The sequence below is a fragment of the Paludibacterium sp. B53371 genome (assembly GCF_018802765.1).
Classification (GTDB): Bacteria; Pseudomonadota; Gammaproteobacteria; order Burkholderiales; family Chromobacteriaceae; genus Paludibacterium.
The window spans coordinates 1,901,088-1,924,749 of sequence record NZ_CP069163.1 but is presented as its reverse complement, the minus strand read 5'-3'; the positions used below and the strand labels follow the sequence as shown (position 1 = coordinate 1,924,749).

Below are 23,662 nucleotides of genomic sequence, written 5' to 3'. Positions count from 1 at the left end.
TGCAACGATGAGCTGGCATCTGTGGTGTTGGTTTGCACTGGCCTATCTGGCGACGACCTTGTCCCCGGGGCCAAATGTATTGCTGGTTATTCGCAATACGCTGCGCTATGGGCCGCGAGCCACGTTTGTGACCGTGTCGGGTAATTTGTTGGCGCAGTTGCTGGTGGTGCTGCTGGTGGCGCTCGGCGTCGGGGCCGTGCTCAAGACGTTGCCGCCTCTTTTTCTCATCATGAAGCTTGTCGGGGCAGGGTATCTGCTCTGGCTTGGCGTGCGGCAGTTATGGCCGTCGTCGCCGGGTCGGTCCACGGCCGTTGTGCGTGGCGATGTCCCTTCCTTTGACCGGGGAAGGGTCTGGCGTGAGGCGATGTTCGTCTCTGGCAGCAATCCGAAAACCATGATCTTCTTTTCGGCCTTCTTGCCGCAATTCCTGGTGAATGACCGCCCTCTGTGGTCCCAGTTTGCCGTGATGTACCTGACCATCGCCGCCATCGTGTGTCTGGTGCATGCCATTTATGCTTTTAGTGCAGGTCAGATACAGTCCAGGCTGCGCAACGGCAGGTTGTTCGCTGGGCTGCGTCGCCTCGGCGGCCTGCTGTTTATCGGCATGGGGGTCAGGCTGGCTCGTTTGCAGGCCCCGTAAATGGGTTCTGGCGGTCCCGGGAGGAATGATGGAAGTCGAACACTACACCTCTGCCACGCTGGCGCGTTTTTATGATGCCTTCAATGAGTCTGAGCATGACTGGTTGTTTTACCAGTCTCAGTTGGGCGAAACATCACTGGATGTGCTGGATGTGGGGTGCGGCACCGGCAGCTGGCCTTTGCGGCTGGCCGCCGGCGGCCACCGGGTGATGGCGATCGATCCGGCCGAGGCCATGGTGCAGTGCGCGCGGGCCAAGGATGCGGGGCAAACGGTGCAGTGGCATGTCGGCGAGTTGTCGTTTGTACCGCCGGAGCCGATGTTTGATCTGGTGACGATGACCGGCCATGCCTTTCAGTGCCTGCAGACGGACAGCGATATTGCCGCCACGCTGAGTGGGGTGCGTGAACGTTTGCGTCCGGCCGGTCGGCTGATGTTCGAGACGCGCAATCCCCTCAGGCGGGCCTGGCGGCACTGGACCCCCATGGTGACCCGGCGCGAGGTCATGCTGCCTGACGGGCAGCGCCTGGCGCACTGGAACCGCTTTGTCGAGCAGATCGGGCAGTTGATTCGTTTTGAAGATCATTACCAGCTGTTGCCGGCCGGTCGTCACTGGGTCAGCGAGAGCCAGTTGCGTTTTTTGTCACAGCCACGTCTGGCCGAGCATCTGGCGCTGGCAGGATTCGGAAAGATTGACTGGTATGGCGATTGGCAGGGGGGCGCATTCGATCCGCAGAGTAGTGGCGAAATCATTGTGGTGGCCCACGCGCCGGCCCGCTGATCAGGGTGCAGGTCCGTTCTTGCACTATCGCTGACAAGTCTTATTCTGAAATCAAGGGAAATGCCCGTTGGGCAACGACAACGACCGATTATCACGGAGGTGAGCCATGTACCAGCTGACTCATGAAGACCCGTCCTGTGCCGATGCCGTCATGCTGCAGAATGCTTTGTCCACGGTGTTGTTCAATCTGACCGGCAGTAGCGGTCGCGCTTCTTTTGATCCGTCCGAACTCAAGGGCGCCAAGTCCTGTTTTGTGGTGGCGCGTGGTGATCGCGGCGAGCCGGTGGGCTGCGGGGCATTGCGCCCGCTGGAACCCGGCATTGCCGAAATCAAGCGCATGTATGCGGTGCCGGGCCATCAGGGGGTGGGGCGCAAATTGCTGGCGCATCTCGAAGCCGAGGCCCGGCGCATGGGCTATGAGGAAGTCTGGCTGGAAACCCGCGAAATCAACCGTCGTGCCGTGGCGTTTTATCAGCGGCATGGCTATGTGCGGATTGCCAACTATGGGCGGTACAGTGGCCGCAGTGAGGCCGCCTGTTTCGGCAAGTGCCTGCATCAGGGCTGATCCTGCCCGCCCTGGCCTCAGGACTCGTTCTGTGTCGGCATCACCGATAACAGGATACGGATCAATTCTGCTTGACGACGTGCCCCTGTCTTGAGAAAAACCTGTTTCAGGTGGCTGCGTGCCGTGTCGTAAGCCACGTCGAAATGGCGGGCGTAACTCTTCAGGTCCTCCCCCAGCATCAGCCAGCCCGCCAGTTGTGCCTGGCGGCGCGTCAGGCCGAATCGCTGGATCAACAGCTCCTCCGGCGCATAGGTGCGCTCGTCCGGGTCGGTGGCAAATACGATGACGTGGGTGTCATCGCTCAGTCCGGTCGCCCCCTCCTTTACGGGGGCCAGCATGACCGTCAGGGTGGTGGTGGAGTCAGGGCGGCTCAGTGCCAGGGCGCTGCCGCTGCGATGTCCGGCGTCCTGGTGTCCGCAGGCGCGCCGCATGGCGGCTTGCAGGCCGGCATCTTCGCTCGTTTGTTCACTGTGCAGCCCTCCGCCTTCGTCAATCCATAATCCGCGTCGCCGGCTGGCGATCTGTCGCCCTGCCTGGTTGACATGCAACACCTTGCCCTCACGGTTGCACAACCACAAGGCCAGGGGCAGGGAATCCAGTGCGCCGTTCAGACTGCTCAGCAGGCTCAGCCGGCGATGCAGGGCCAGTGCCAGTTTCAGGTGGGGCTGCAGCAGATCGTAATGTCGCAGATCTTGCTGGTCGAAGGCGGGTTGTCCGGCGCTGCGCAGTGTGGCCAGCATGATGGTATGGCCATTGTCGCGACTGACCAGTCCGCCCAGGCAATACATCAAGCCTTGCGGGCGCAGCCAGTCTTGATAGAACTCGGTCCGGATCAGCGCGTCAGTCGGACAGAGCATTTCCGACAGGACGGCCTGTCCGGGCGCAAATTGGGCCTGGGCGCGGGTCCATGGGCTGCAGGCGGCGTAGTGACGCGTATAGCTTTCCACATACGCCGAATCGTAGTCGTGATACTCCAGCAGCATGATCTTATCCCCCTGGCGGGATAAATCGCCGCATTGACTGTCATGCATGAACAAGGCGCTGGGGCCGCCATGGAATGTCCGGGCAAAGGCAGCCAGGAAGGCGGGCCATGCCTGCTGGTCTTCGGCTGCACGATAAATCAGGTGGATGAGATGGGAGAGGCTGTGTGCGTCGATCATCGCCAGCGCCGTTAGGGGTTTAATATATGTTTATAGCATATATTGCGCGGTGCATATCAAGTGTTCCACTGACCGCCAATGACCGGCTGCGGCTGTCAGTTTAGGAATTCGCCTAGATTCAGTCGTTTGCCATTTCAACAAACTCTCCGATATGTCGCCCTGATCGCAGGGCTCCCCTCATACGGAGTTGTTATGTCGTTGTCTGTTCATCCCGTCGTGCATGCCCTGCATCACCACCGGGCCGAGGCCAGCCCATATGCACTCGCTGCGGCGGCTGCCCTGGCGCAGTTGCCTCAGCATGGTCATGTCATGCCAGTCAAGCTGGGCAAGGTCGGAAAGGTGCTGGCGCTTGAGGCGGCGGCGCGGCGTGTTCGCCATCGCCATCCCTTGCTGGTCGAGGCGATGTTGCAGCGGGTCGCACTGCATCATGGTCCGGGCCGGCTGGCCGTGTCGCAGATGATGCGCCATGTGGCTGCCGGCATGGAGGGGAATGGTTTGCATCGCCCCGGCTCGTTGCTGCAGACCAGTGCCTGAGTCCTGTCCGAACCGGCTGCTCTGTTCTAGGACAAGGTCATCATTAACAATTGGTAATTATTTCAAAACCGATTTCGGGAATTTTGCCGTTCGACTGTCTGACAAAGCTGTTAGTGTGCGATACACGCCGTTGAGCATGGGCCTGTCTGGCGTGGTCGCATCAGAACAGGAGTCTGGATGGATTTCCCGATCGTGCCCGGCAGTCCGGCATCGCTCACGCTGATGCCCAGCAGTCATGCCAGTGACCTGGCCGGCGTGGCCGCCACCCCTGGCTATCAGGGCGACCCGCCAGATCATGCCGGACTGATGCCCGGGGCAGGGCTCAGTCTGGCTCAGATGGGGGTGGTGAGCAGCGTGCCGTCCGTGCCTGCCGCCATGCGGGGGCCTGCGCCGGTGCAGGCGGCTGCAGATAACCCGGCTTCCGGGACAGAGGGGGAGTCGGACGGCTTTGCCCAGCTGCAACAACAGTTCAGACAGGCGGCGCTGATGGCGCAGTGGCGTCTCAGTCCGCGTGTCGCATCCGGCAGGGCGGGTCTTGAGGCCGCATTCGCTTCGGCCTCCGCCGCTTCCCCGTCTTCCCTGATTGCCCGGGCCTGAGCCCGGGCACGACTCAGTTCGGCTGATCGGCCGTCATGCCGGTCTGAGGGGTCAGGGTCAGCCCGGACGTATCAAATCCCATCACTTCAAGGCGCGCCAGCAAACTCTGATAGGCAGAAGGTTTGACTTGCGGTGTGCGCGACAGGATCCAGAGATATTTGCGGGTTGGCTCGCTGACTGCGGCCAGCTGATATTTCGCATCCAGGTCGATGACCCAGTAGTCGCCCCATACCAATGGCGCAATCTGCAGCCATGTCGGGGCGAAACTCACTTCCAGTCTGGCGGAATCCGGCCCTCCCAGCTGGCGCGCGATGCCGCTGGCTTGTTCGATCTCCCCCTTGCTGTTGCGGCAGCGATTGAGTACGGACAGCTGATGGTCGCTGTTCAGATCGTATTGCGCCGTGGTGTCGGCGACGCAATGTCGCTGGAACCAGTTCGGATACTTGGCAATTTCGTACCAGGTGCCGAGATAGCGGTTGACGTCGAGGCGCGGGATGGCAGTGAGCGAGTCTGCCTGTGACGCCAGGGGTAGTAGTGTGCAAAGCAGGAAAAGCAGGTTTTTTTTCATCTTGATTCCTGAGTGTACGAGCGTGGGCATGAGGCCCTGAATGATTATCCCGACTTGGCCCCGGCTTGTCGCGTCTGATTTGATGTCGAAGTGTCATTTTTCTTCCCCGGTTTCGTCATTTGTGTCGAAGTGCTGACGCAGGTGTCGACATCTCAGCCCGCACCTCCCCGGCTTGATACAGGCCAATCCCTTGGCGACAAAGGGAATAATTTCCCGGTGAAATTGTTTTGCCGCAAAGACGAGAGCTGGCACGGCATGTGCAATGCATGAGCGGAGACCTTCCGTGCGCACGTTTCGCCGCATCGCAGCGACAAGGCATGGAAGGCCCCTATTGCAGGCTGGCGTCGATTTTTCGGGGGATTGGTTATGAGCCGCTTCGTTTTTGCGGAGCCAACACGTTGTATTGGATGTAACACCTGCATGGCGGCCTGCACCATGGTGCACAAGGCTGAAGGCCTGCAGGCGCATCCACGTCTGACGGTGGTCAGAACCGGGCAGGTGACTGCGCCGGTGCAATGCCGCCATTGCGAGGACGCGCCCTGTGCGCGCGTCTGCCCGGTCAAGGCCATTACCCATGAAGGCGATGCGGTAGTGCTGAACGAGACGCTGTGCATCGGCTGCAAGCTGTGTGCGATTGCCTGTCCGTTTGGCGCCATTACCCCCTCCGGGACCCCGGTCAGCGGCGTGGTGGCGGTCAGCCATCTCTACCAGGCACCGCCGGTTACCAGCGGCGCTGCCACGGGGGCGGATACCTCGGCCACGCTGGATCCGATGCTGGACTGGCAGCCGGGGGTCAAGCAGGTGGCGGTCAAATGCGATCTGTGCGACTTCCGCGCCACGGGGGCCGAATGTGTCCGAGTTTGTCCGACCAAGGCGCTGCGACTGATCGATCGCCGCACGCTGGCACAGGATGCCGATAGCAAGCGTGCCGATGCCGGTGAGGCGCTGAATGCTGCCGTCTCGATCGATTTCTCCCGGGAGCCAAAATGAGTCTGATGCCACTGGGTTATCTGCTGTTGTCGGTGCTGCTGTTCCTGGCCGGCGGCGTGGCTTCGGTCGCCGCGGCACGCTGCGAGCGGCTGGCGATCAATCTGTCGGCGCTGGCCGGCCTGCTCGGCGGTTTTGCCGGACTGGCGTCCGCCTTGCCGACCCTGCTGACCGGGCGGGTGTTCATGCTCGATCTGGCCGGTCCGTTTTCCTTTGCTCATTTCACCCTGCGTCTGGACATGCTGGCAGCCCTGATGGTGGCGGTCATCTCCGTGCTGGCGATGCTGGCGGCAATCTACTCGCAGTCATATGTACGCGAATATCAGGGACGTGGCGCCTGGGCCATGGGGCTGTTCATGAATACCTTCATCGCCGCCATGCTGGCGCTGGTGGTGGTCGACAATGCCTTCTGGTTCCTGGTGTTCTTTGAAGCCATGTCGCTGGCGTCCTACTTCCTGGTGATCTTCGATCAGGATGAAGAGTCGGTCGGGGCGGGGTTGCTGTATTTCCTGATCGCCCATGCCGGTTCGGTGCTGATCATGGTGGCCTTCTTCCTGCTCTACAGCCGCAGCGGCAGCCTGGACTTCCAGTCGTTCCGCGGACTGAAGCTGCCGCTGGGGCTGTCCTCGCTGGTGTTTGTGCTGGCCTTCCTTGGTTTTGGTGCCAAGGCCGGGATGGTGCCGCTGCACAGCTGGCTGCCGCGTGCGCACCCGGCGGCACCGTCGCATGCCTCGGCCATGATGTCCGGGGTGATGGTCAAGATCGGTGTGTTCGGGATCATCAAGGTCGGGATTGATCTGCTGGGGGCCCAGTCGAGCTGGTGGGGGCTGCTGGTGCTGGCCGTCGGCGCCGTGTCCGCCGTGCTGGGCGTGCTGTATGCCCTGGCCGAGCAGGACATCAAGCGTCTGCTGGCTTATTCGACGGTGGAAAACGTCGGCATCATCCTGATGGGGGTGGGTGCCGGCATGCTTGGCCTGGCGACCGGTCACATCGCGCTGGCCGGTCTGGCGCTGATGGCCGCCTTCTATCATCTGTTCAACCACGCGCTGTTCAAGGGCCTGATGTTCTTTGGCGCCGGGGCCATTCTGTATCGCACTCATACCCGCGACATGACCCTGCTGGGCGGACTGGCGCGCCGCATGCCGCTGACTGCCCTGGTGTTCCTGATCGGCGCCATGTCGATCTGTGCCTTGCCGCCGCTCAATGGCTTTGTCAGCGAGTGGTTCAGCTATCAGGCCCTGTTCGCCATGAGCCATGACGGCGACTTCATGATGCGGCTGGCCGGTCCGGTCGCCATCGTCATGCTGGCGCTGACCGGTGCCCTGGCGGCGCTGTGCTTCGTCAAGGCATGGGGCATGACCTTCTCCGGGCAGGCCATGAGTGAACATGCCGAGCATGCGGAGGAAGCGCCCTACAGCATGTTGCTGGCGATGGGGGTGCTGGCCGTATTGTGCATCGGCGCCGGTGTCGGCGCGCCGTGGCTGGCCCCGCTGTTTGCCCGGGTCGCCGCCTCGCTGACCGGGGGCTTCGTCTTGCCGGTTGCCCAGGGTCTGGTGCTGCATTCGGGGCAACTGAACACCCCGGCCGTGGTGTCGACGCCGCTGCTGGCACTGTTGCTGCTGGCTTTGCCGCTGTTGCCTTTCCTGCTGATCGCTGCCATGCAGGGACGTCGCGTGGCGCGTCGCCATGCCGGCGATGCCTGGGCCTGCGGCTATGTCACGGAAAAGCGCATGACCGTGTCGCCGGAAGGCATGTCACAGCCGGTGGGCTTCATGTTCGGCAGTCTGTACCGCCTGCGTCAGACGCTGAGCCTGTCGGCCTGGTTCGATCGCGGCCTGTCCGGTGCGGTGGATGGCGCCACCCGGCTGGAGCCGCAGTGGGATGCCCGCCTGATCGCCCCGATTGTTGCCGGTGTGCAGCAGCTGGCCCGACGCATCGCCTGGCTGCAGCGTGGTGATTTCCGTGTTTATTGCCTGTATGTGGTCGTGGCCCTGGTCACGCTGCTGCTGGTCTCGGTTCGATAGGAGCATTGCAATGCCGAACCCGAACATGATTCTGCTGGCCGTGCTGCAGGGGGTGATCCTGCTGTTGCTGGCGCCCCTGATGACCGGTGTGTCACGCATGATCCGTGCCCGCATGCATTCGCGCCGCGGCCCGGGCGTGCTGCAGGACTACCGTGACATCATCAAGCTGTTCAAGCGCCAGGATATTGCTCCGGCGGCCTCCGGCATGGTTTTCAGGCTCACGCCCTATGTGATTGTCGGTGCCATGTTCCTGATGGCCATGGCGCTGCCGGCGTTCATTCGTCACTCGCCTCTGGGGGCGCTGGCTGATCTGATCACTTTTGCCTATCTGTTTGCCCTGGTGCGCTTCTTCTTCTCGCTGTCGGGGATCGACTCCGGGAGTTCATTCGCCGGGATTGGTGCCGGTCGCGAGCTGACGCTGGGCATTCTGGTCGAACCGACCATGATCCTGTCGCTGCTGGTGGTGGCGCTGATCGAGGGGACGACCAATCTGGGCGCGATTGGCGCCGGCATCGGCGGCAATTATCTGCAGTCGCCGGCGGCGATCGGTCTGGCCATGCTGGCCTTTGCCTTCACCGTATTTATTGAGATGGGCAAGCTGCCATTCGACATGGCCGAGGCCGAACAGGAGCTGCAGGAAGGGCCGCTGACCGAGTATTCCGGTCCGTCGCTGGCCTTGCTCAAGCTGGGGCTGGGTCTGAAGAAAGTGGTGATGGCGCAGTTTCTGCTGGGGGTATTTCTGCCGTTCGGCATTGCCTCGTCGGCCGATGCCGGCGCCTTGCTCATCGCCCTGATCGTACTGCCTCTGAAGTTGCTGCTGGTATTCCTGCTGGCCGGTCTGATCGAGAACAGCATGGCGCGCGGACGCTTCCTGCTGACCTCGCGTGTCACCTGGGTCGGCTTCGGTCTGGCGGCGCTGTCCTTCGTCTTTTATCTCACCGGTCTCTGAGGAGCAATCATGGAGAATATCGCTCTCGCGACCATTCTGGTGCCATTTGCCGGGGCGGCGCTGATTCTGCTGGCGCCGGCGCGGGCCGCCAAATGGATTGCCTCGCTGTTTGCTGCGCTCGCCTCGCTCGGCACGCTGGCACTGGCACAAGCCTTCGCCGCCGGCGGCAAGCTGGCATTGACGACCGGGGTTTTTTCCCTGGCGGGCATGCCGCTGATCGGCATCACGGTTGACCGTCTCAGCACCCTGGTGGCCATTGCCGTGGTGGTGCTGGGGTTTCTGGTGGTGCTGTATTCCACGGCCTATATGTCGGAAGGCAACCGGGAACACCCGCATGTCGCCAAGCCGCGCTACTACGCCTATCTGTTGGTGTTCATCGGGGCCATGGCCGGGCTGGTGCTGTCTTCCACCCTGCTGGGCCAGCTGGTGTTCTTTGAAATCACCGGTGCCTGCTCCTGGGGGCTGATCGGTTACTACCAGAAGCCGAAGGCACTCAAGTCGGCCCTCAAGGCCCTGCTGGTGACCCATGTGGCGGCGCTGGGCCTGTATGTCGCGGCCGGCTGGCTGTTTGCCCAGACCGGGTCCTTTGCCCTGACCGGTATCGCCAGTCTGACGCCGCAGGCCAAGATCGTGGTGTTCCTCGGCGTGATGCTGGCGGCCTGGGGCAAGTCGGCGCAGTTGCCGCTGCATGTCTGGCTGCCGGATGCCATGGAGGCGCCGACCCCGGTCAGTGCCTATCTGCACGCGGCCTCGATGGTCAAGGTGGGGGTGTATATCTTTGCCCGTGCCATTTACTCGGCCGGTCAGGTGCCGGAAATCATCGGCTGGATCGGTGCCGTGATGGCGCTGCTGACCATGCTGTACGGCTTTGCCATGTACCTGCCGCAGAAGGACATGAAGCGACTGCTGGCCTATTCGACGATCGCCCAGCTGTCGTACATCTTCCTCGGTCTGTCGCTGTCGATTTTCGGTTCGCAACTGGCCTTCAACGGTGCGGTGGCTCATATCTTCAACCACGCTTTTGCCAAGAGTCTGTTCTTCCTGGTGGCCGGGGCGCTGTCGTATACCTGCGGCACCCGGGTGCTGCCGAATCTGCGCGGGGTGCTGAAGCAGTCGCCGTTCCTCGGGGTGTGCTTCGGTGTGGCGGCGCTGGCGATTTCCGGTGTGCCGCCGTTCAACGGTTTCTTCAGCAAGTTTGCCATTCTGGCTGCCGGTTTCCAGCTGTCGGGCGCGCACTGGCTGCTGCTGCCGCTGGTGATCCTGGCACTGATCGAGTCGGTGTGCAGCTTCGGCTGGCTGATGGCCTGGTTCGGCAAGGTGGTGCCGGGAGAGCCGTCCGAGGCGGTGGCCTCGGCCACGCCGCTGCCCATGGCCATGCGCGTGGTGTTCTCGCTGTTGCTGGTGATGTGTCTGGCTTCCAGCTTCATCGCATCGTCCTGGCTGGGTTGAGGAGTTAATCATGGATGGAATGTTGATCGTCAATAACCTGGCCGGTCTGCTGATCGTGACGTCGCTGCTGGTGATCTGTACCGGCAGTGTGCTGTCCTCGGCGCGCTGGTATGCCCTGCAGTCGCTGGTGCTGGTCGGGATTTTCCTGGCGCTGGCCGCCACGCAGGGCTCGGGTGAGCTCTACTTGTGGTCGCTGTCGGCCTTTGTCACCAAGGTGGTGCTGGTGCCGCTGATCATGGTGCGCACCCTGGGCAGGCTGGCGGATCGCGAGAGTCTGCAAGGCTGGCTGAGTCCCGCCTGGATGCTGCTGCTGGCAGCGGTGATCGTGATGTTGTCGTGGTTTGCCGTGTCGTCGGTCAAGCTGGCCGTGGTCGCTGATCTCAAGCCGGCGCTGGCCGTGTCGCTGGGCCATTTCCTGCTGGGGCTGATGTGTATCGTCACTCAGCGCAACATCCTCAAGCAGATTTTCGGTTATTGCCTGATGGAAAACGGTGCGCATCTGACGCTGGCGCTGATGGCCAGCAAGGCGCCGGAGCTGGTGGAGGTCGGTATTGCGACGGACGCGGTCTTTGCGGTGCTGATCATGGCGATCCTGGCGCGGCGCATCCATCGCACGCTCCATACCCTGGATGTGAAGCAACTGACTGCGTTGAAGGGCTGATCAAAATGACCCATAACCCATGGCTTTCCCTGATGTTGACCATCCCGCTGGCCACGGCACTGCTGTGTTTTGCCAGTCGCCTGCTGGGTGGCATGGCCCGTTCGGCGGCTACCGCGCTGCATCTGCTGGGCACGGCGCTGCTGCTGGTGCTGTCGATGCTGGTGGCCGGCTCGGTGCTGCATGGCGGGTCGACGGCCGGTCTGGCGGACTGGCTGCATGTCGACGCGCTGGGGGCGATCTTCCTGGGCCTGCTCGGACTGGTCGGTTTCCTGACCGGTTTCTATTCGATTGGCTATATGGGCCACGAACTGGACGAGGGAGAGATTGATGTCGGACAACTGTGCAACTACTTCGGCATCTTCAATCTGTTTCTGTTCACCATGTTGCTGGCGGTGACAGCCAACAACATCATCATGATGTGGGTGGCCATCGAGGCCACGACGCTGGGCTCGGCTTTCCTGGTCGGCTTCTACAACCAGCGTTCCTCGCTGGAGGCTGCCTGGAAGTACATCATCATCTGTACCGTTGGTGTGGCCTTCGGTCTGTATGGCGTGGTGCTGGTGTATTCCAATGCCGCCAGCGTGATGGGGGACCATGGCGGGGCGGTGTTCTGGACCGTGCTGATGGGGCAGGGCAAGGCCCTGGATCCGACGCTGATGCGTCTGGCCTTCGTCTTCGTGATGATCGGCTTCGGCACCAAGACCGGCCTGTTCCCGATGCATGCCTGGCTGCCGGATGCGCACAGTGAAGCCCCCAGTCCCGTCAGTGCGCTGCTGTCGGCCGTGTTGCTCAACTGTGCCCTGCTGGTGATCATCCGCTTTTACCTGCTGGTGTCGCAGTCGATTGGTCCGGCTTTCCCGCAAACCCTGCTGATGGTGTTCGGCTTCCTGTCACTGGCTGTGTCGGCTTTCTTTATCGTATCTCAAGGTCATATGAAAAGACTCTTGGCATACTCTAGCGTCGAGAACATGGGGCTGATTGCCCTGGGGCTGGGGCTGGGTGGGCCACTGGGCGTGTTTGCCGCACTGTTCCATACCATCAATCACAGTCTGGCCAAGGCCTTGCTGTTCTGTGGTTCGGGCAATGTGCTGCTCAAGTACGGCACGCCGGATCTGGGCTCGGTCAAGGGCTTGCTCAAGACGGCGCCGCTGACCGCCATGCTCTTTGGCGCCGGGGCGCTGGCGCTGGGCGGGATTCCCCCCTTCAATGTGTTTTTCAGTGAGTTCCTGCTGGTGGCTGCCGGGATCAAGGTCGGCTATGGCTGGCTGATGGTGCTCTGTCTGCTGCTGCTGACGGTGGTGCTGGCCGGTCTGGTGCGCATGGTCGCTGGCAGCCTGTTCGGCGAGGCACCGGAGCAGGTGGAGAAGGGTGAGCCCGGCGCACTGACGCTGCTGCCGATGGCCGTGTTGCTTGGCCTGATGTTGTTGATGGGGGTGGCAGCGCCACGTCCGGTGACCGATTTGCTGCATGCCGCCACGGCGGCGGTGCAGGATGTGGTCGGCACCGCCCCCGCCATGAATGCTGCCGTGGTGGCGCCGCTTGCCACCGTGAAATAAGCCCGCGAGGAGAATGTCAGATATGTCAGTAGCAGAACACGCCAGAGTGGGCAAAAGCTATGTCGAGGCCCTGCGGGCCCGTTTTCCCGCTGCCGTGCTGGAAGAGGAATGGCAGACCGCGGACCAGGTGACGGTGACCGTCAAGCTGGGCAGTTTGCCGGAAGTGGTCGAGTGGCTGTACTACGAGCAGGGCGGCTGGTTGTCGGTGTTGTTCGGCAACGATGAGCGTTCGCTCAACGACCATTTCGCCGTGTATTACGTCTTGTCGATGGAAGGCATCGTCAAGAGCTGGGTGGTGGTGCGGGCGCTGGTGGAGGCCCATCGGCCGGAGTTTCCGTCGGTGACGCCGCGCGTGCCGGCGGCGGTGTGGGGCGAGCGCGAGATCCGCGATATGTACGGCCTGACGCCGGTCGGCCTGCCGGACGAGCGCCGTCTGGTGCTGCCGGATGACTGGCCGGACGATCTGCACCCGCTGCGCAAGGACGCCATGGCTTATAACCAGCGCCCGGCGCCGACCAGTGACACCGAAACCTATACCTTCGTCAATGACGCCACCGGCAGCACGCGCGATGTGCCGCTCGGCCCGCTGCACATTACTTCCGACGAGCCGGGGCATTTCCGCCTGTTTGTCGACGGCGAGGATATCGTCGACGCCGATTACCGCATGTTCTATGTGCATCGCGGCATGGAAAAGCTGGCGGAAACCCGCATGGGCTACGACGAGGTGACTTTCCTGTCGGACCGTGTCTGCGGCATCTGCGGTTTTACCCATAGCGTGGCCTACAGCACGGCGGTGGAAAATGCGCTGGGTCTGGTCGTGCCGCCGCGGGCCCAGGCGATCCGCAGCGTGTTCCTTGAGGTCGAGCGTCTGCACAGTCATTTGCTCAACCTGGGTCTGGCCAGCCACTTCGTCGGTTTCGACACCGGCTTTATGCAGTTCTTCCGGGTGCGCGAGAAGGCCATGACCATGGCCGAATTGCTCACCGGGGCCCGCAAGACCTACGGCATGAACCTGATCGGTGGCGTGCGGCGCGACATCATGAAGGAAGAGCGCAGTCGTACGCTCAAGCTGGTTGCCGAGCTGCGGGTCGAAGTCACGCAATTGGTGGAGATGTTGCTGGCGACGCCGAATCTGCGCGAGCGCACTTCGGGCGTGGGGATTCTCGACCGCAAGGTCGCGCGCGATTTCAGTCCGGTCGGTCCGCTGATCCGGGCCAGCGGCTTCAAGCGCGATATCCGCGCCGATCACGCCTATGCCGGTTATGCCAGTCTGCCATTTGACGTGCATACCGAAGACAGCTGCGACGTACTGGGCCGGGTGCTGATCCGTGCGCGCGAGTTTTTCGATTCGCTGGCCATCATCGAGCATGCGCTGGACAATCTGCCGGCCGGTCCGGTGTTGCTGGAAGGGTTCCACTATCGTCCGCACCAGTTTGCGCTGGGCTTTGCCGAAGCCCCGCGCGGCGAGGACATTCACTGGGCCATGACCGGCGACAATCAGAAGCTGTTCCGCTGGCGTTGCCGTGCGCCGACCTATGCCAACTGGCCGCCTTTGCGCTATATGCTGCGCGGCAATACCGTGTCGGACGCGCCGCTGATCGTCGCCAGTATCGATCCGTGCTACTCGTGTACCGACCGCGTGACGCTGGTGGACGTGAAGAAGAACAAGTCCACCACGGTGCCGTACAAGGAAATCGAACGCTATGGCCGCGAGCGCAAAGACTCGCCGCTGAAATAGGAGCCGATCCATGCTCAAGCTCTTCAAGATCATTACCGGTGCGGGCGAGGCGACCGCCAAGTATCCGTTTGCCCCCTATCCGGTCAGCCCCGGGTTCCGCGGCAAGCCGGAGCTGAATGCCCAGCAGTGCATTGCCTGTGCAGCCTGTACTTCCGCCTGTCCGGCCAATGCCCTGACCATGGGCAACGACACGGCCAGCGGCACGCGAACCTGGCAGCTCAATCTCGGGCGCTGCATCTTTTGCGGCCGCTGCGAGGAGGTTTGCCCGACCCATGCCATCGCCCTGACACCGGAATTCGAGCTGGCGGTAGCCAACAAGGACGATCTGCTGCAGAAGGCCACTTTCCGCCTGCAGGATTGTGCCGTGTGCGGCCAGCCGTTTGCACCGGCCAGGGAGGTCGGCTATGTGATGGATCTGCTGCGACAGAGCGGCTTGCCGCTCAGCGAGGCGCAGCGCGAGCAATTCGCCTGCTGCCCGTCGTGCAAGCGTGAAGCCACCATTGCACGTGATTTGACCTCGCAGCATTTGTCCCCGGAGGCGGAACAATGAACGGAGCTGTTGACACTTCCCGGCTGATCGCCCCGCGCGACGCCAGCGGCATGCCGGTGCCCCTGACTGAAAGCGAGCATATTGCCGCCCTGAAAGGCAAGCTGCTCAAGGATATCCAGCGTTCGGCCTATGTGTACCGGGTGGACTGCGGCGGCTGCAACGGTTGCGAAATCGAGATTTTTGCCGCCATTACCCCGGTGTTCGATGCCGAGCGTTTTGGCATCAAGGTGGTCGCCTCGCCGCGCCATGCCGACATCTTGCTGTTTACCGGCGCGGTGACCCGTGCCATGCGCATGCCGGCGCTGCGTGCCTGGCAGGCGGCGCCGGACCCGAAGATTTCCGTCTCTTATGGTGCCTGCGGCTGCTCGGGCGGGATTTTTCATGATTTGTATTGCGTCTGGGGTGGCAGTGACAAAGTGGTGCCGGTCGATGTTTATATTCCCGGCTGCCCGCCGACACCGCCGGCCACGCTGTACGGGTTTGCCATGGCGCTCGGCCTGCTGGACCAGAAGCTCAAGGCCACTCATCAGGTCGAGGGCGAGGATGAGCGTCCGGTCGTGCCGCATCCGGCGATTCCGTTGGATGTGCGGGTGGAGATCGAGCGCGAGGCGCGTCGTCTGGCCGGCTATCGCAGTGGCCGGCTGATTGCCGATGAATTCCTTACCCTGGTGACGGAAACCGATCTGACGCTGGATGAGTGCATGAAGCGTCGTCTGTCTGGTGAAGATGATCCGCGTCTGGCGGAGATCCTGACCCGCCTGTGGGACATCGGTGCCGGGGGCCGGCCATGAGCGGCAAGGTGATCTTTTACTCGCTATCGAAGAAGTTCCTTGAGCGCGAACAGGATCTGCCGGCTGAGGGGCCGGCGCGTCAGGTGATCTACCAGACGCTGGCGCTCGGGCACCATATCGGGGTGATCGACTGCCTGAAGACGGCACTGTCCTGTCCACTGGACGGCTTTGATCGCTGGGTGGGCAAGTTGCCGCCCGGCGAGGCCCGCCGCAAGCTGGAAGGGGTGTTCAAGTTCGGCGAAATCATGATTGATGCCTCACATACCCAGTTGCTGGCGCTGGCCTTGTCCCGTGCCGAGGCAGGGTTCGAGGAGGATGAGCTGACCTGGACGCGTGCGTTGATGTCCGCGCTGGCGGCGATTGAGGCCGAGCCGGCCATGTATCTGATGGTGAAACGCCGTGACTGATTCCCTGTTGCTGACCGTGGGTAACCGCATGATGGGCGACGATGGCGCCGGCCCCTTGCTGTTTGACTTGCTGCAGGCGCAACCGGCGCCGGGCTGGCAGGCGATTGATGGCGGGTCGTCGCCGGAGAATGTGGCCCATGAGGTGCTGGCGGCACGACCGCGGCAGGTCGTGGTGTTCGATGCGGCCGATATGGGGCTGGCGCCGGGCGAGGTGCGTCTGGTGGATGACCGGACCATTGCCGACATGTTCATCATGACTACACATAATCTGCCGCTGAATTTTCTCATCGAGCGTCTGCGCGAGGAGGTCGACGAGGTACTGTTTCTCGGCGTACAGCCGGATGTGGTGGCGTTCTATTTTCCGCTCACCTCGCGCATCGAAGCGGCTGTGCGTGCGCTGCATGACCGCCTGACCAGCGGCAAGGGGCTGGATGGCATGCCCTGGCTGGAATCGGCGCACCCCTGACATCCCTTGATCTGACCGCGTTTGCCGAATGGTCACTGCCTGTTACAATGCCGCTTGACTGTGGCAGTAGCAGGCTTTCCTTCTTTCATTGGCCATAATTCCGATCGAACCATGGACTCCCATCTGCATTGTCTTGCCCCGGATGTCGGCGCTGCCAGCCAGGCTGCATCGCTCGACGCCTTGCGTCGCGAGCGTGATCATCTGCAGATTCTGGTCGATGTCACCAATGCCGTGTTGTCCACATTGCAGCTCGATGATCTGGTCGAGCAGGTGGCCCGTGCCCTGAGCCGTTATCTGGCTATTCATTTCGTTGATCTCAACCTGTTTGATGCCGACTCGACCCGGGTCGAGTCGCATGCGGCCCTGTTTCGTGCCGACGGCTCTTTGCGTCGCGAGCAGGCAGAGTTCTCGCTGAATCATCTGCCGGCGCGGCAGGATGTGATGAACAAGCAGGTGCTGGTGTGCGATCAGTCGCGCATGCAGCAGCTGGCGGCGGAACATCGCCATGTGCGCGAGCTGCTGGCGCAGGGGTTTTGCTCGCTGTGTGTGTTGCCGCTGTTCTCCGGCGAGCGCATCGTGGGGGCCCTGATGCTGGCGCATGACCGCGAGGCGCATTTCTTTCATGACAATCTGTTGTTGTTGCAGCAGATTGCCGCCCGCATCGCGCTGTCGCTGGACAATGCACTGGCCTATCAGCAGATCTCCCGCCTCAAGGATCGCCTGACCGACGAAAACCGGCTGCTTGCCGAAGAAATCAGCAATTACGAGAGCTTTGACGAGATTATCGGCCAGAGTCGGCTGATGTCGGAGCTGTTGGAGCAGGTTCGCATGGTGGCCGACACCGATTCTTCGGTGCTGATCCGTGGCGAAACCGGTACCGGCAAGGAGCTGATTGCCCGGGCGATCCACAATCTGAGTCCGCGCAAGGCGCAGCGCATGGTGACCATGAATAGCGCCGCCATTCCGGCCGGTCTGCTGGAGAGCGAACTGTTCGGGCATGAAAAGGGCGCTTTTACCGGGGCCAGTGCCCAGCGGCTGGGGCGCTTCGAGATGGCGCATCATGGCACGCTGTTTCTGGACGAGGTGGGCGACATTCCGCTCGAGCTGCAGCCCAAGCTGTTGCGCGTGCTGCAGGAGCGTGAGATCGAACGTCTTGGCGGGCAGAAGATCATTCCGGTGGATGTGCGGGTGATTGCCGCGACCAGTTGCGATCTGCAGCAAATGATCGATGAACGCCGCTATCGCAGTGATCTTTATTATCGCCTGAACGTGTTTCCGATCTGGGTGCCGCCTCTGCGCGAACGACCGGAAGACATCCCGCTGCTGGCACGGTTTTTCGTGCAGAAGTTCGCCCGGCGGCTGAAGCGCAATATTGAGTCCATTGCCGATGAGACGCTGCGGCGTCTGGTGCGCCATCCCTGGCCGGGCAACGTACGCGAGTTGCAGAACGTCATCGAACGTGCCGTGATTCTGTCGCGCGGACCGGAGCTGCATCTGCCGATGGCCGATCTGCAGCCTGCCCATCCTGTGCCGCAGTCGGTGGCGCCGCCTGCACGCGGGCCGGTGATGCCGGCGCCGCTGTCGGCAGACGATGGCAGCGAGTCGGAGCGCGAGCGCATCCTGCGTGTGCTGCGCGAGGCCAATGGCATCGTGGCCGGGCCAAAAGGGGCGGCCGCCCGGCTGGGGCTCAAGCGCACCACCTTGCTGTCGCGCATGCAGCGCATGGGTATTTCCATCAAATCACTGGATGAGCAGTGAACCTCCGTTTGCAGGATTGTGCATGATCCGTCATTTGAAATGTCTGTGTCTGTTGGTGCTTTGCTGTCCGATGCTGGTGATGGCCGATGAGGCCTCAACCGCCTCACCACCGGCGCGGCCTCGTATCGGGGTGGTGCTGGGCGGGGGCGGGGCCCGTGGTTTTGCGCACCTGGGCGTGCTGCGCGAGCTGGAAAAAATGCATATCCCCATCGCCTGTATTTCGGGAACCAGTGCCGGCGCGCTGATTGGTGGCATGTATGCCAACGGTCTGGGGCTGGACGAGATGCAGCAGTCTTTCCGGGACGCTGACTGGAATGCGATGTTGTCCGGCCGGCCTGCCCGCTCCCAGGTGCCGTACTCACGCAAGAGCGATGACTACAAGAATTATTTCGATATTACCTTCGGGGTGCGCGACGGGGCGTTTCGCGTGCCGCGCAGCGCCATCAATTCGCAGGATGTCGATCTTTACATCCGCCAGCTGACCCACGATCGGGTGATCGACAGTTTTGATCATCTGCCGATTCCTTTCCGGGCGGTAGCGACCGATCTGTCCAATGGCGATGCGGTGGTGTTCGATCACGGCGTGCTGGCTACGGCCTTGCGCGCCAGTATGGCCGTGCCGGGGCTGTTTGATCCGGTGACCGATCAGGGCAGGCTGCTGATTGACGGCGGCGTGGCGCGCAACCTGCCGATCGAGGACCTGAAGCATCACTGTGCCGATCACGTGATCGTGGTCGATGTCGGCACCCCGCTGATGAAAACCGAGCAGATCAAGACGCTGTTCGATGTGGTGGCGCAGACCAGCAATCTGCTGGTGACGCGCAACGTCAAGCAGCAGAAGGCCTTGCTGGATGATCAGGATATCGTTATCCGGCCTGATCTGAATGGTTATTCAGCGGCATCGTTCGTCGATAACCAGGCCATCATTGCCCGCGGTGTCAAGGCCGTGGATGCGGTGCGTGAGCGTCTGGCCGCCTGGTCGGTGCCACCTGCCGAATATCAGGCCTGGCATGCGCGTCTGGTCCCGCCCGAGTCGCCGCACATTGAGCGCATCGAGGTGGTGAGTCCGACCGGCAGCTATATCAATGGGGAGCGCCTTGCGCGTAAGCTGGACAGCGAGCAGAAAGCCCCCAGGCTGGATACGGCGCGTCAGCAGTTGCGCGAGCTGTTTGCCGGTGGTGATTACGACAATCTCACCTACCGCATCGAGAACAAGGACGGCCGCAATGTGATGCAGGTGATGCCGGTGGAACGTACTATCGGCCCGACCTATCTGCGCTTCGGTCTCAACCTGAAAAACAGCACTACAGGCGATGCCAGCTTCACCTTCCTGGCTTCATCGCTGAATACCTGGCTGGATGCGGCCGGGGCGACCTGGCGCAATGATCTGCAGGTCGGATCGGATACCCTGCTGCGCAGCGAGATCTATCAGCCCCTGGGGCTGGACAGTCCGATGTTCGTGTCTGCCCAGGCTCACTACAAGGAAGAGGCCTGGCCATTTTTTGACAACCACCATCTGAAGTATGCCGAGCTGACGCTGGCCGAAACCGGTGGCGAGCTCGATGCCGGGGTGGCGCTGGGCAAGTACGGTCAGCTGCGCGGTGGTCCTTACTGGACCCGCTACAATCCGCGTCTGACCATGGGTGTTTTGCCGGGTTCGTTGTCGTCGCTGGATCAGAAGGCGACCGAGGCCGGTCTGCAGATGAGTGCGGTGGCCGATCAGTTTGACAACCCGCGCTGGCCGCGCAGCGGTTATTTCTTTGACGGTAATCTGCGTTACTCCATGCCCGCCTGGCAGGGGATCGATACGCGTTACTACGCGCTGACGGCTGAGAATGCGCTGACCCTCGGCGATTTTACCTGGCGCTTCACCGGCAAATTGAAGGGGAATCTGGATGTCAGCAATCCGGATCGTTTCATTACCCCGCAATTCCTTGGCGGCTTCCTGAATCTCAGTGGGTATCAGCAGGACGAACTCTACGGCGAGAAGGTCGGTCTGGGGCGCGTGATGGTGTACTGGCGCGCGGCCACCCTGCCTTCCGCGCTGGGTTCCGGGCTTTATGCCGGCACTTCGCTGGAGGTGGGCAAGGTGTGGCGGCGCAATTTCAGTGATGAAGATACCGGCTGGTTGCCCGGGGGCTCGGTGTTCCTGGGCGCCGACACCATCCTTGGCCCGTTCTTTGTCGGGGTGGGGAGTGCGCGCGGCGGCCGTCTGATTGGCTATATGTATCTCGGGCTGGATTACTGAACCGGGCGGGGCGAGCCGGCGAACAGTTCGGCGAGTGCCCGGCCGGGGTCGGCTGCACGCATGAAGGCTTCGCCCACCAGGAAGGTACTGACCTGGTGGCTGTGCATGCGCGTGACATCCGCGCTGCTCAGGATGCCGCTTTCGGTGACCACGATGCGCTCGGCGCCAATCTGCGGCAGCAGTCCGATGGTGGTGGCCAGATCTACGTCGAAGGTGCGCAGGTTGCGGTTGTTGATGCCGATCAGCGGGGTCGTCAGATGCAGTGCCCGGGCGAGTTCTTCGGCGTCGTGGACCTCCACCAGCACGGCCATGCCGAGTGACAGTGCCAGGTCGTGGAAGGCGTGCAGGCGGGCATCGTCCAGAGCGGCCGCAATCAGCAGGATGCAGTCGGCCCCCATGGCTCGCGCCTCATAAACCTGATATTCGTCGACCAGAAAGTCCTTGCGCAGTACCGGCAGGGTGCAGGCCTGTCGTGCCGCTTCGAGATACAGGCGATCGCCCTGGAAAAAATCCCGGTCAGTGAGGACAGACAGGCAGGCTGCGCCGTGCTGTGCGTAGCTGGCGGCGATGGCGGCCGGATCGAAATCGGCACGGATGACACCTTTGCTCGGGCTGGCTTTCTTGACTTCGGCAATGACGGCGGATAGGCCTAGGCGATGGCGCAGGCGCAGGGCCTCGACAAAGTCGCGCTGATCTCCGGTGCGGGATTCAGCGTCCTGGCGGACTTGTTGCAGGGAGCGCTGGCTGAGTGCCTGGCTGACTTCTTGCCGTTTGCGCGCCAGGATGGTGTTGAGAATATCGGTCATGCAGGATCCCCGGTAAAAAAGGCATCATGCAGAATGAGTCGTGCTTTGACAAGGGTCGGGCAGGAGGATGGCTTTGCTGCAGACGCAAAAAAACCCGGATCGTGATCCGGGTTCTTGTCTTCCGATTCGGCCGATGATTACAGCGGCTGGATGTTGGAAGCTTGCTTGCCCTTCGGGCCCATGGTCACTTCGAAGCTGACTTTCTGGTTTTCAGCCAGGGTCTTGAAGCCATTGACCTTGATTTGGGAGAAGTGTGCGAAAACGTCTTCGCCGCCTTCGTCCGGAGTGATAAAACCGAAGCCCTTAGCGTCGTTGAACCACTTAACGGTACCCGTTGCCATGTGTAATTCCCATTCATAAAAAAATAAAAACAAGTGCATGAAAATCAAGGGAAATGGCGAACTGTGGTACAGACTTGCGTCCAACTACGACAACCCATATCTTCGACTTGAAAATCCTGCAGGGACGGATAATGCATAAGGTTTCAACGCTATGCAAGCTTTATTTTTTATCGGTGTGCGCTTGGGGGTGATGCCAAAGGCGTAAAACCTTGTCGACAGCACGGTTTAGCCGCTTTTTGGACGCCCGTTTCGCGGCGGCTCCAGTGCCGTGGCCAGACGTTCCAGCAGCGGGCCTGCCTGCTGCAACAAAGCGATTTCTTGCTCATTCAGGCAGCTTGCCATGGCCTGGGTCAGCCAATTGTCACGATTGCTGCGGTTGGCGGCCAGGACCGCCATGCCCTCGCGGGTCAGTCTCACGCAGCTTTTGCGTTTGTCGTTCGGGTCTTCTTCCTTGAAGGTCAGCCCCATTTGCTCCAGTTTGCGCAGCAGGGCGGACAGATTTTGCGGCCGCAGTCCCTCATATTCGGCCAGTGCGGTGGGGGTGGCTTCGTTGCCCAGCTGGTCTATGCGGCTCAGCAGCAATAATTGGCTCAGGGGGAGTTCCAGTGGCGTGCTCTCGCGCCGCAGGCGTCTGACCAGCAGCATCATCTGTTTGCGCAGCGTGCTGGCACTGGCGGCAATATCGGTGATTGGTTTCATTGATTATTGATGCAGCGATAAATATTTGAGCCGAACATAGTATAAGCCGGGCTTGTTCGGCAAGTGTGCCATCGAAATCCGTCATTATTCGGGTGCACCTGTATGCATTAGGTATAACTGTCGCTATCATGTAATTTAAACTAGCTGCTGTCTGTGATGAATCACATGGAGCGTGTCATGACGGATGAACGACCACTGATCGAGGATGAGGAAAGCTTTCATGACTTTCATGATGCGTTGAACGACTACGCTCCACATATTGAAGCGCTGGTCGCGCTGCTGAGGCAGCAGCCGCGTGATCGCGATGCGGTGGCTGACTTGTTCCGCACGTTTCACAACATCAAGGGTGACGCCAGTCTGTGCCGTCTGCTGTTTCTGGTGCCGTTCGTCCATGCGGCCGAGACGCTGCTGGCGCGGGTGCGTTCCGGAGAGGTGCCTTTCACGCCCCGGCTGGCGGATGTCTTGCTGCTGTCGACGGACCGCTTGCAGCAGGCCGTGGATGCCATGGCAGCCCATGAGGCGATCGGTAATCTGCACCTGGATGAGTTGACGGCCGCGCTGGAAAGCCTGCATACGCAGCCGGCCGGCGAGCTGGAAGCGGCCTGTGCCCGTCTGATCGATGCCTTGACCGGGGTGCGTGAGGCGCGGGGCGAGCGACCGAATCTGCAACCCTTCATGACCGACCGTTCCGGTGATCTGGCTTTCTTTCATCAGCTGGCCTTGCAACTGGAGCGTCGCTCCTCGCTGTTTTCCGGTCGCACCGAACGAAATCTGCAGCTGGCTTTGCTAACCAATCAGCTGGCCGGTTCGCCGGTGGATGCGGATCAGCTCTGTGCGGCGGTCTTTGTGCATGATCTGGGCATGATGCTGTTGCCGGAGGCCATGTGGATCGGTACGCGCATGATGAGCGAGGAAGAGCGGCAGCTGATGCGTCAGCATGTGGCCTGGGCCGCCGGGCTGCTGCAGCGGATTCCAGGCTGGGATCTGGCGGCTCGCATTGTGCTGCATCACCATGAGAAGCCGGATGGCTCGGGTTATCCGCAGGGCCTGGTGCTACAAGACATCGAGCCGGGCGCGCGCATTCTGGCGCTGGTGGATGCCTTTGAGTCGGTGGTGGTCAAACAGGGCGCACGCGGCCAGCCTCGCTCGGTGTTGCGCGCTGCTGCCGAGGTCAATGCGGCCGACCATCAGTTCGACAAGGTCTGGGTTGGCCACTTCAATCGTGCCGTGCATATCATGATGGATGAGCGGGAGAGTGAGTGACTGATGGCCGGCATGGCACGCTCAACCGTTGTTTGCGCAAAAATAAATCATGCGAGTTCATCTAGGTCATGGAGATTATGGCTGCAATCTGTATAATTCGTTGCCATAGCGTATAAGAAATTGCTTA

General features: G+C 61.6%; 24 protein-coding genes. 19 read left to right on the top strand and 5 right to left on the bottom strand.

Annotation, left to right across the window (positions count from 1 at the left end; genetic code table 11):
* Positions 1-7: 7 nt before the first annotated feature.
* From JNO51_RS09220 to JNO51_RS09210, 3 genes are all read left to right on the top strand, one after another.
* Entirely contained in the window at positions 8-640 is a 633-nt protein-coding gene (locus JNO51_RS09220) for a LysE family translocator (RefSeq protein ID WP_215776327.1), read from the top strand.
* A 28-nt stretch (positions 641-668) separates the two neighbouring features.
* Positions 669-1,418 carry a bifunctional 2-polyprenyl-6-hydroxyphenol methylase/3-demethylubiquinol 3-O-methyltransferase UbiG gene (locus JNO51_RS09215; RefSeq protein ID WP_215776325.1) on the top strand — a complete coding sequence of 250 codons (750 nt, stop codon included), beginning with the start codon at positions 669-671 and terminating at the stop codon, positions 1,416-1,418.
* A 106-nt stretch (positions 1,419-1,524) separates the two neighbouring features.
* A complete protein-coding gene (locus JNO51_RS09210) occupies positions 1,525-1,983 on the top strand; it encodes a GNAT family N-acetyltransferase (protein WP_215776322.1) in 459 nt (152 codons plus the stop codon).
* Positions 1,984-2,000: 17 nt separating this feature from the next.
* On the opposite strand, the gene JNO51_RS09205 is transcribed toward JNO51_RS09210, so the two are convergent.
* Positions 2,001-3,143: a helix-turn-helix transcriptional regulator gene (locus tag JNO51_RS09205; RefSeq protein WP_215776320.1), complete on the bottom strand. Its 1,143-nt coding sequence runs from the start codon at positions 3,141-3,143 to the stop codon at positions 2,001-2,003.
* A gap of 192 nt (positions 3,144-3,335) precedes the next feature.
* On the opposite strand from JNO51_RS09205, the gene JNO51_RS09200 reads away from it, so the two are divergent.
* The gene (locus JNO51_RS09200; protein WP_215776318.1) at positions 3,336-3,677 is read left to right on the top strand and encodes a hypothetical protein; all 342 of its coding nucleotides are present in this window, start codon (positions 3,336-3,338) and stop codon (positions 3,675-3,677) included.
* A 177-nt stretch (positions 3,678-3,854) separates the two neighbouring features.
* Positions 3,855-4,274, top strand: a complete 420-nt coding sequence (locus JNO51_RS09195; RefSeq protein WP_215776315.1) for a hypothetical protein — start codon at positions 3,855-3,857, stop codon at positions 4,272-4,274.
* Between the two features lie 13 nt (positions 4,275-4,287).
* On the opposite strand, the gene JNO51_RS09190 is transcribed toward JNO51_RS09195, so the two are convergent.
* Positions 4,288-4,842, bottom strand: coding sequence for a lipocalin family protein (locus JNO51_RS09190; protein ID WP_215776312.1), 555 nt, complete (start codon positions 4,840-4,842; stop codon positions 4,288-4,290).
* A 420-nt stretch (positions 4,843-5,262) separates the two neighbouring features.
* On the opposite strand from JNO51_RS09190, the gene JNO51_RS09185 reads away from it, so the two are divergent.
* From JNO51_RS09185 to JNO51_RS09125, 13 genes are all read left to right on the top strand, one after another.
* Positions 5,263-5,832, top strand: coding sequence for a 4Fe-4S dicluster domain-containing protein (locus tag JNO51_RS09185; RefSeq protein ID WP_252346039.1), 570 nt, complete (start codon positions 5,263-5,265; stop codon positions 5,830-5,832).
* A complete protein-coding gene (gene hyfB, locus JNO51_RS09180) occupies positions 5,829-7,853 on the top strand; it encodes a hydrogenase 4 subunit B (RefSeq protein ID WP_215776308.1) in 2,025 nt (674 codons plus the stop codon). Before JNO51_RS09185 ends, hyfB begins: the two co-directional genes overlap by 4 nt.
* A gap of 10 nt (positions 7,854-7,863) precedes the next feature.
* Positions 7,864-8,802, top strand: a complete 939-nt coding sequence (locus JNO51_RS09175) for a respiratory chain complex I subunit 1 family protein (protein ID WP_215776305.1) — start codon at positions 7,864-7,866, stop codon at positions 8,800-8,802.
* A 9-nt stretch (positions 8,803-8,811) separates the two neighbouring features.
* Positions 8,812-10,251: a hydrogenase 4 subunit D gene (locus tag JNO51_RS09170; RefSeq protein ID WP_215776303.1), complete on the top strand. Its 1,440-nt coding sequence runs from the start codon at positions 8,812-8,814 to the stop codon at positions 10,249-10,251.
* A 10-nt stretch (positions 10,252-10,261) separates the two neighbouring features.
* The gene (hyfE, locus tag JNO51_RS09165; RefSeq protein WP_215776301.1) at positions 10,262-10,912 is read left to right on the top strand and encodes a hydrogenase 4 membrane subunit; all 651 of its coding nucleotides are present in this window, start codon (positions 10,262-10,264) and stop codon (positions 10,910-10,912) included.
* Between the two features lie 5 nt (positions 10,913-10,917).
* The gene (locus tag JNO51_RS09160) at positions 10,918-12,468 is read left to right on the top strand and encodes a hydrogenase 4 subunit F (RefSeq protein WP_215776299.1); all 1,551 of its coding nucleotides are present in this window, start codon (positions 10,918-10,920) and stop codon (positions 12,466-12,468) included.
* A 22-nt stretch (positions 12,469-12,490) separates the two neighbouring features.
* Entirely contained in the window at positions 12,491-14,206 is a 1,716-nt protein-coding gene (locus JNO51_RS09155) for an NADH-quinone oxidoreductase subunit C (protein ID WP_215776296.1), read from the top strand.
* A gap of 10 nt (positions 14,207-14,216) precedes the next feature.
* Positions 14,217-14,756, top strand: a complete 540-nt coding sequence (locus tag JNO51_RS09150; protein WP_215776294.1) for a formate hydrogenlyase complex iron-sulfur subunit — start codon at positions 14,217-14,219, stop codon at positions 14,754-14,756.
* A complete protein-coding gene (locus JNO51_RS09145) occupies positions 14,753-15,547 on the top strand; it encodes an NADH-quinone oxidoreductase subunit B family protein (protein ID WP_215776291.1) in 795 nt (264 codons plus the stop codon). Before JNO51_RS09150 ends, JNO51_RS09145 begins: the two co-directional genes overlap by 4 nt.
* Entirely contained in the window at positions 15,544-15,954 is a 411-nt protein-coding gene (locus JNO51_RS09140; RefSeq protein WP_215776289.1) for a formate hydrogenlyase maturation HycH family protein, read from the top strand. The genes JNO51_RS09145 and JNO51_RS09140 overlap by 4 nt, the downstream gene beginning before the upstream one ends.
* Positions 15,947-16,420, top strand: a complete 474-nt coding sequence (hycI, locus tag JNO51_RS09135) for a hydrogenase maturation peptidase HycI (protein WP_252346038.1) — start codon at positions 15,947-15,949, stop codon at positions 16,418-16,420. Before JNO51_RS09140 ends, hycI begins: the two co-directional genes overlap by 8 nt.
* A gap of 111 nt (positions 16,421-16,531) precedes the next feature.
* The gene (locus JNO51_RS09130; RefSeq protein ID WP_215776287.1) at positions 16,532-18,178 is read left to right on the top strand and encodes a sigma 54-interacting transcriptional regulator; all 1,647 of its coding nucleotides are present in this window, start codon (positions 16,532-16,534) and stop codon (positions 18,176-18,178) included.
* Positions 18,179-18,200: 22 nt separating this feature from the next.
* Entirely contained in the window at positions 18,201-20,426 is a 2,226-nt protein-coding gene (locus tag JNO51_RS09125; RefSeq protein ID WP_215776284.1) for a patatin-like phospholipase family protein, read from the top strand.
* Here JNO51_RS09125 and trpC read toward each other — a convergent pair.
* From trpC to JNO51_RS09110, 3 genes are all read right to left on the bottom strand, one after another.
* Entirely contained in the window at positions 20,420-21,232 is an 813-nt protein-coding gene (gene trpC / locus JNO51_RS09120; protein ID WP_215776282.1) for an indole-3-glycerol phosphate synthase TrpC, read from the bottom strand. The two genes, JNO51_RS09125 and trpC, sit on opposite strands and share 7 nt — an antisense overlap.
* Before the next feature lie 137 nt (positions 21,233-21,369).
* Positions 21,370-21,573, bottom strand: a complete 204-nt coding sequence (locus JNO51_RS09115; RefSeq protein ID WP_133680610.1) for a cold-shock protein — start codon at positions 21,571-21,573, stop codon at positions 21,370-21,372.
* 225 nt (positions 21,574-21,798) lie between these two features.
* The gene (locus JNO51_RS09110; RefSeq protein ID WP_215776280.1) at positions 21,799-22,272 is read right to left on the bottom strand and encodes a MarR family transcriptional regulator; all 474 of its coding nucleotides are present in this window, start codon (positions 22,270-22,272) and stop codon (positions 21,799-21,801) included.
* A gap of 177 nt (positions 22,273-22,449) precedes the next feature.
* Here JNO51_RS09110 and JNO51_RS09105 point away from each other — a divergent pair, with 177 nt between their 5' ends.
* Complete coding sequence (locus JNO51_RS09105) at positions 22,450-23,535, top strand: HD domain-containing phosphohydrolase (protein WP_215776278.1); 1,086 nt, start codon at positions 22,450-22,452, stop codon at positions 23,533-23,535.
* Positions 23,536-23,662: the final 127 nt, after the last annotated feature.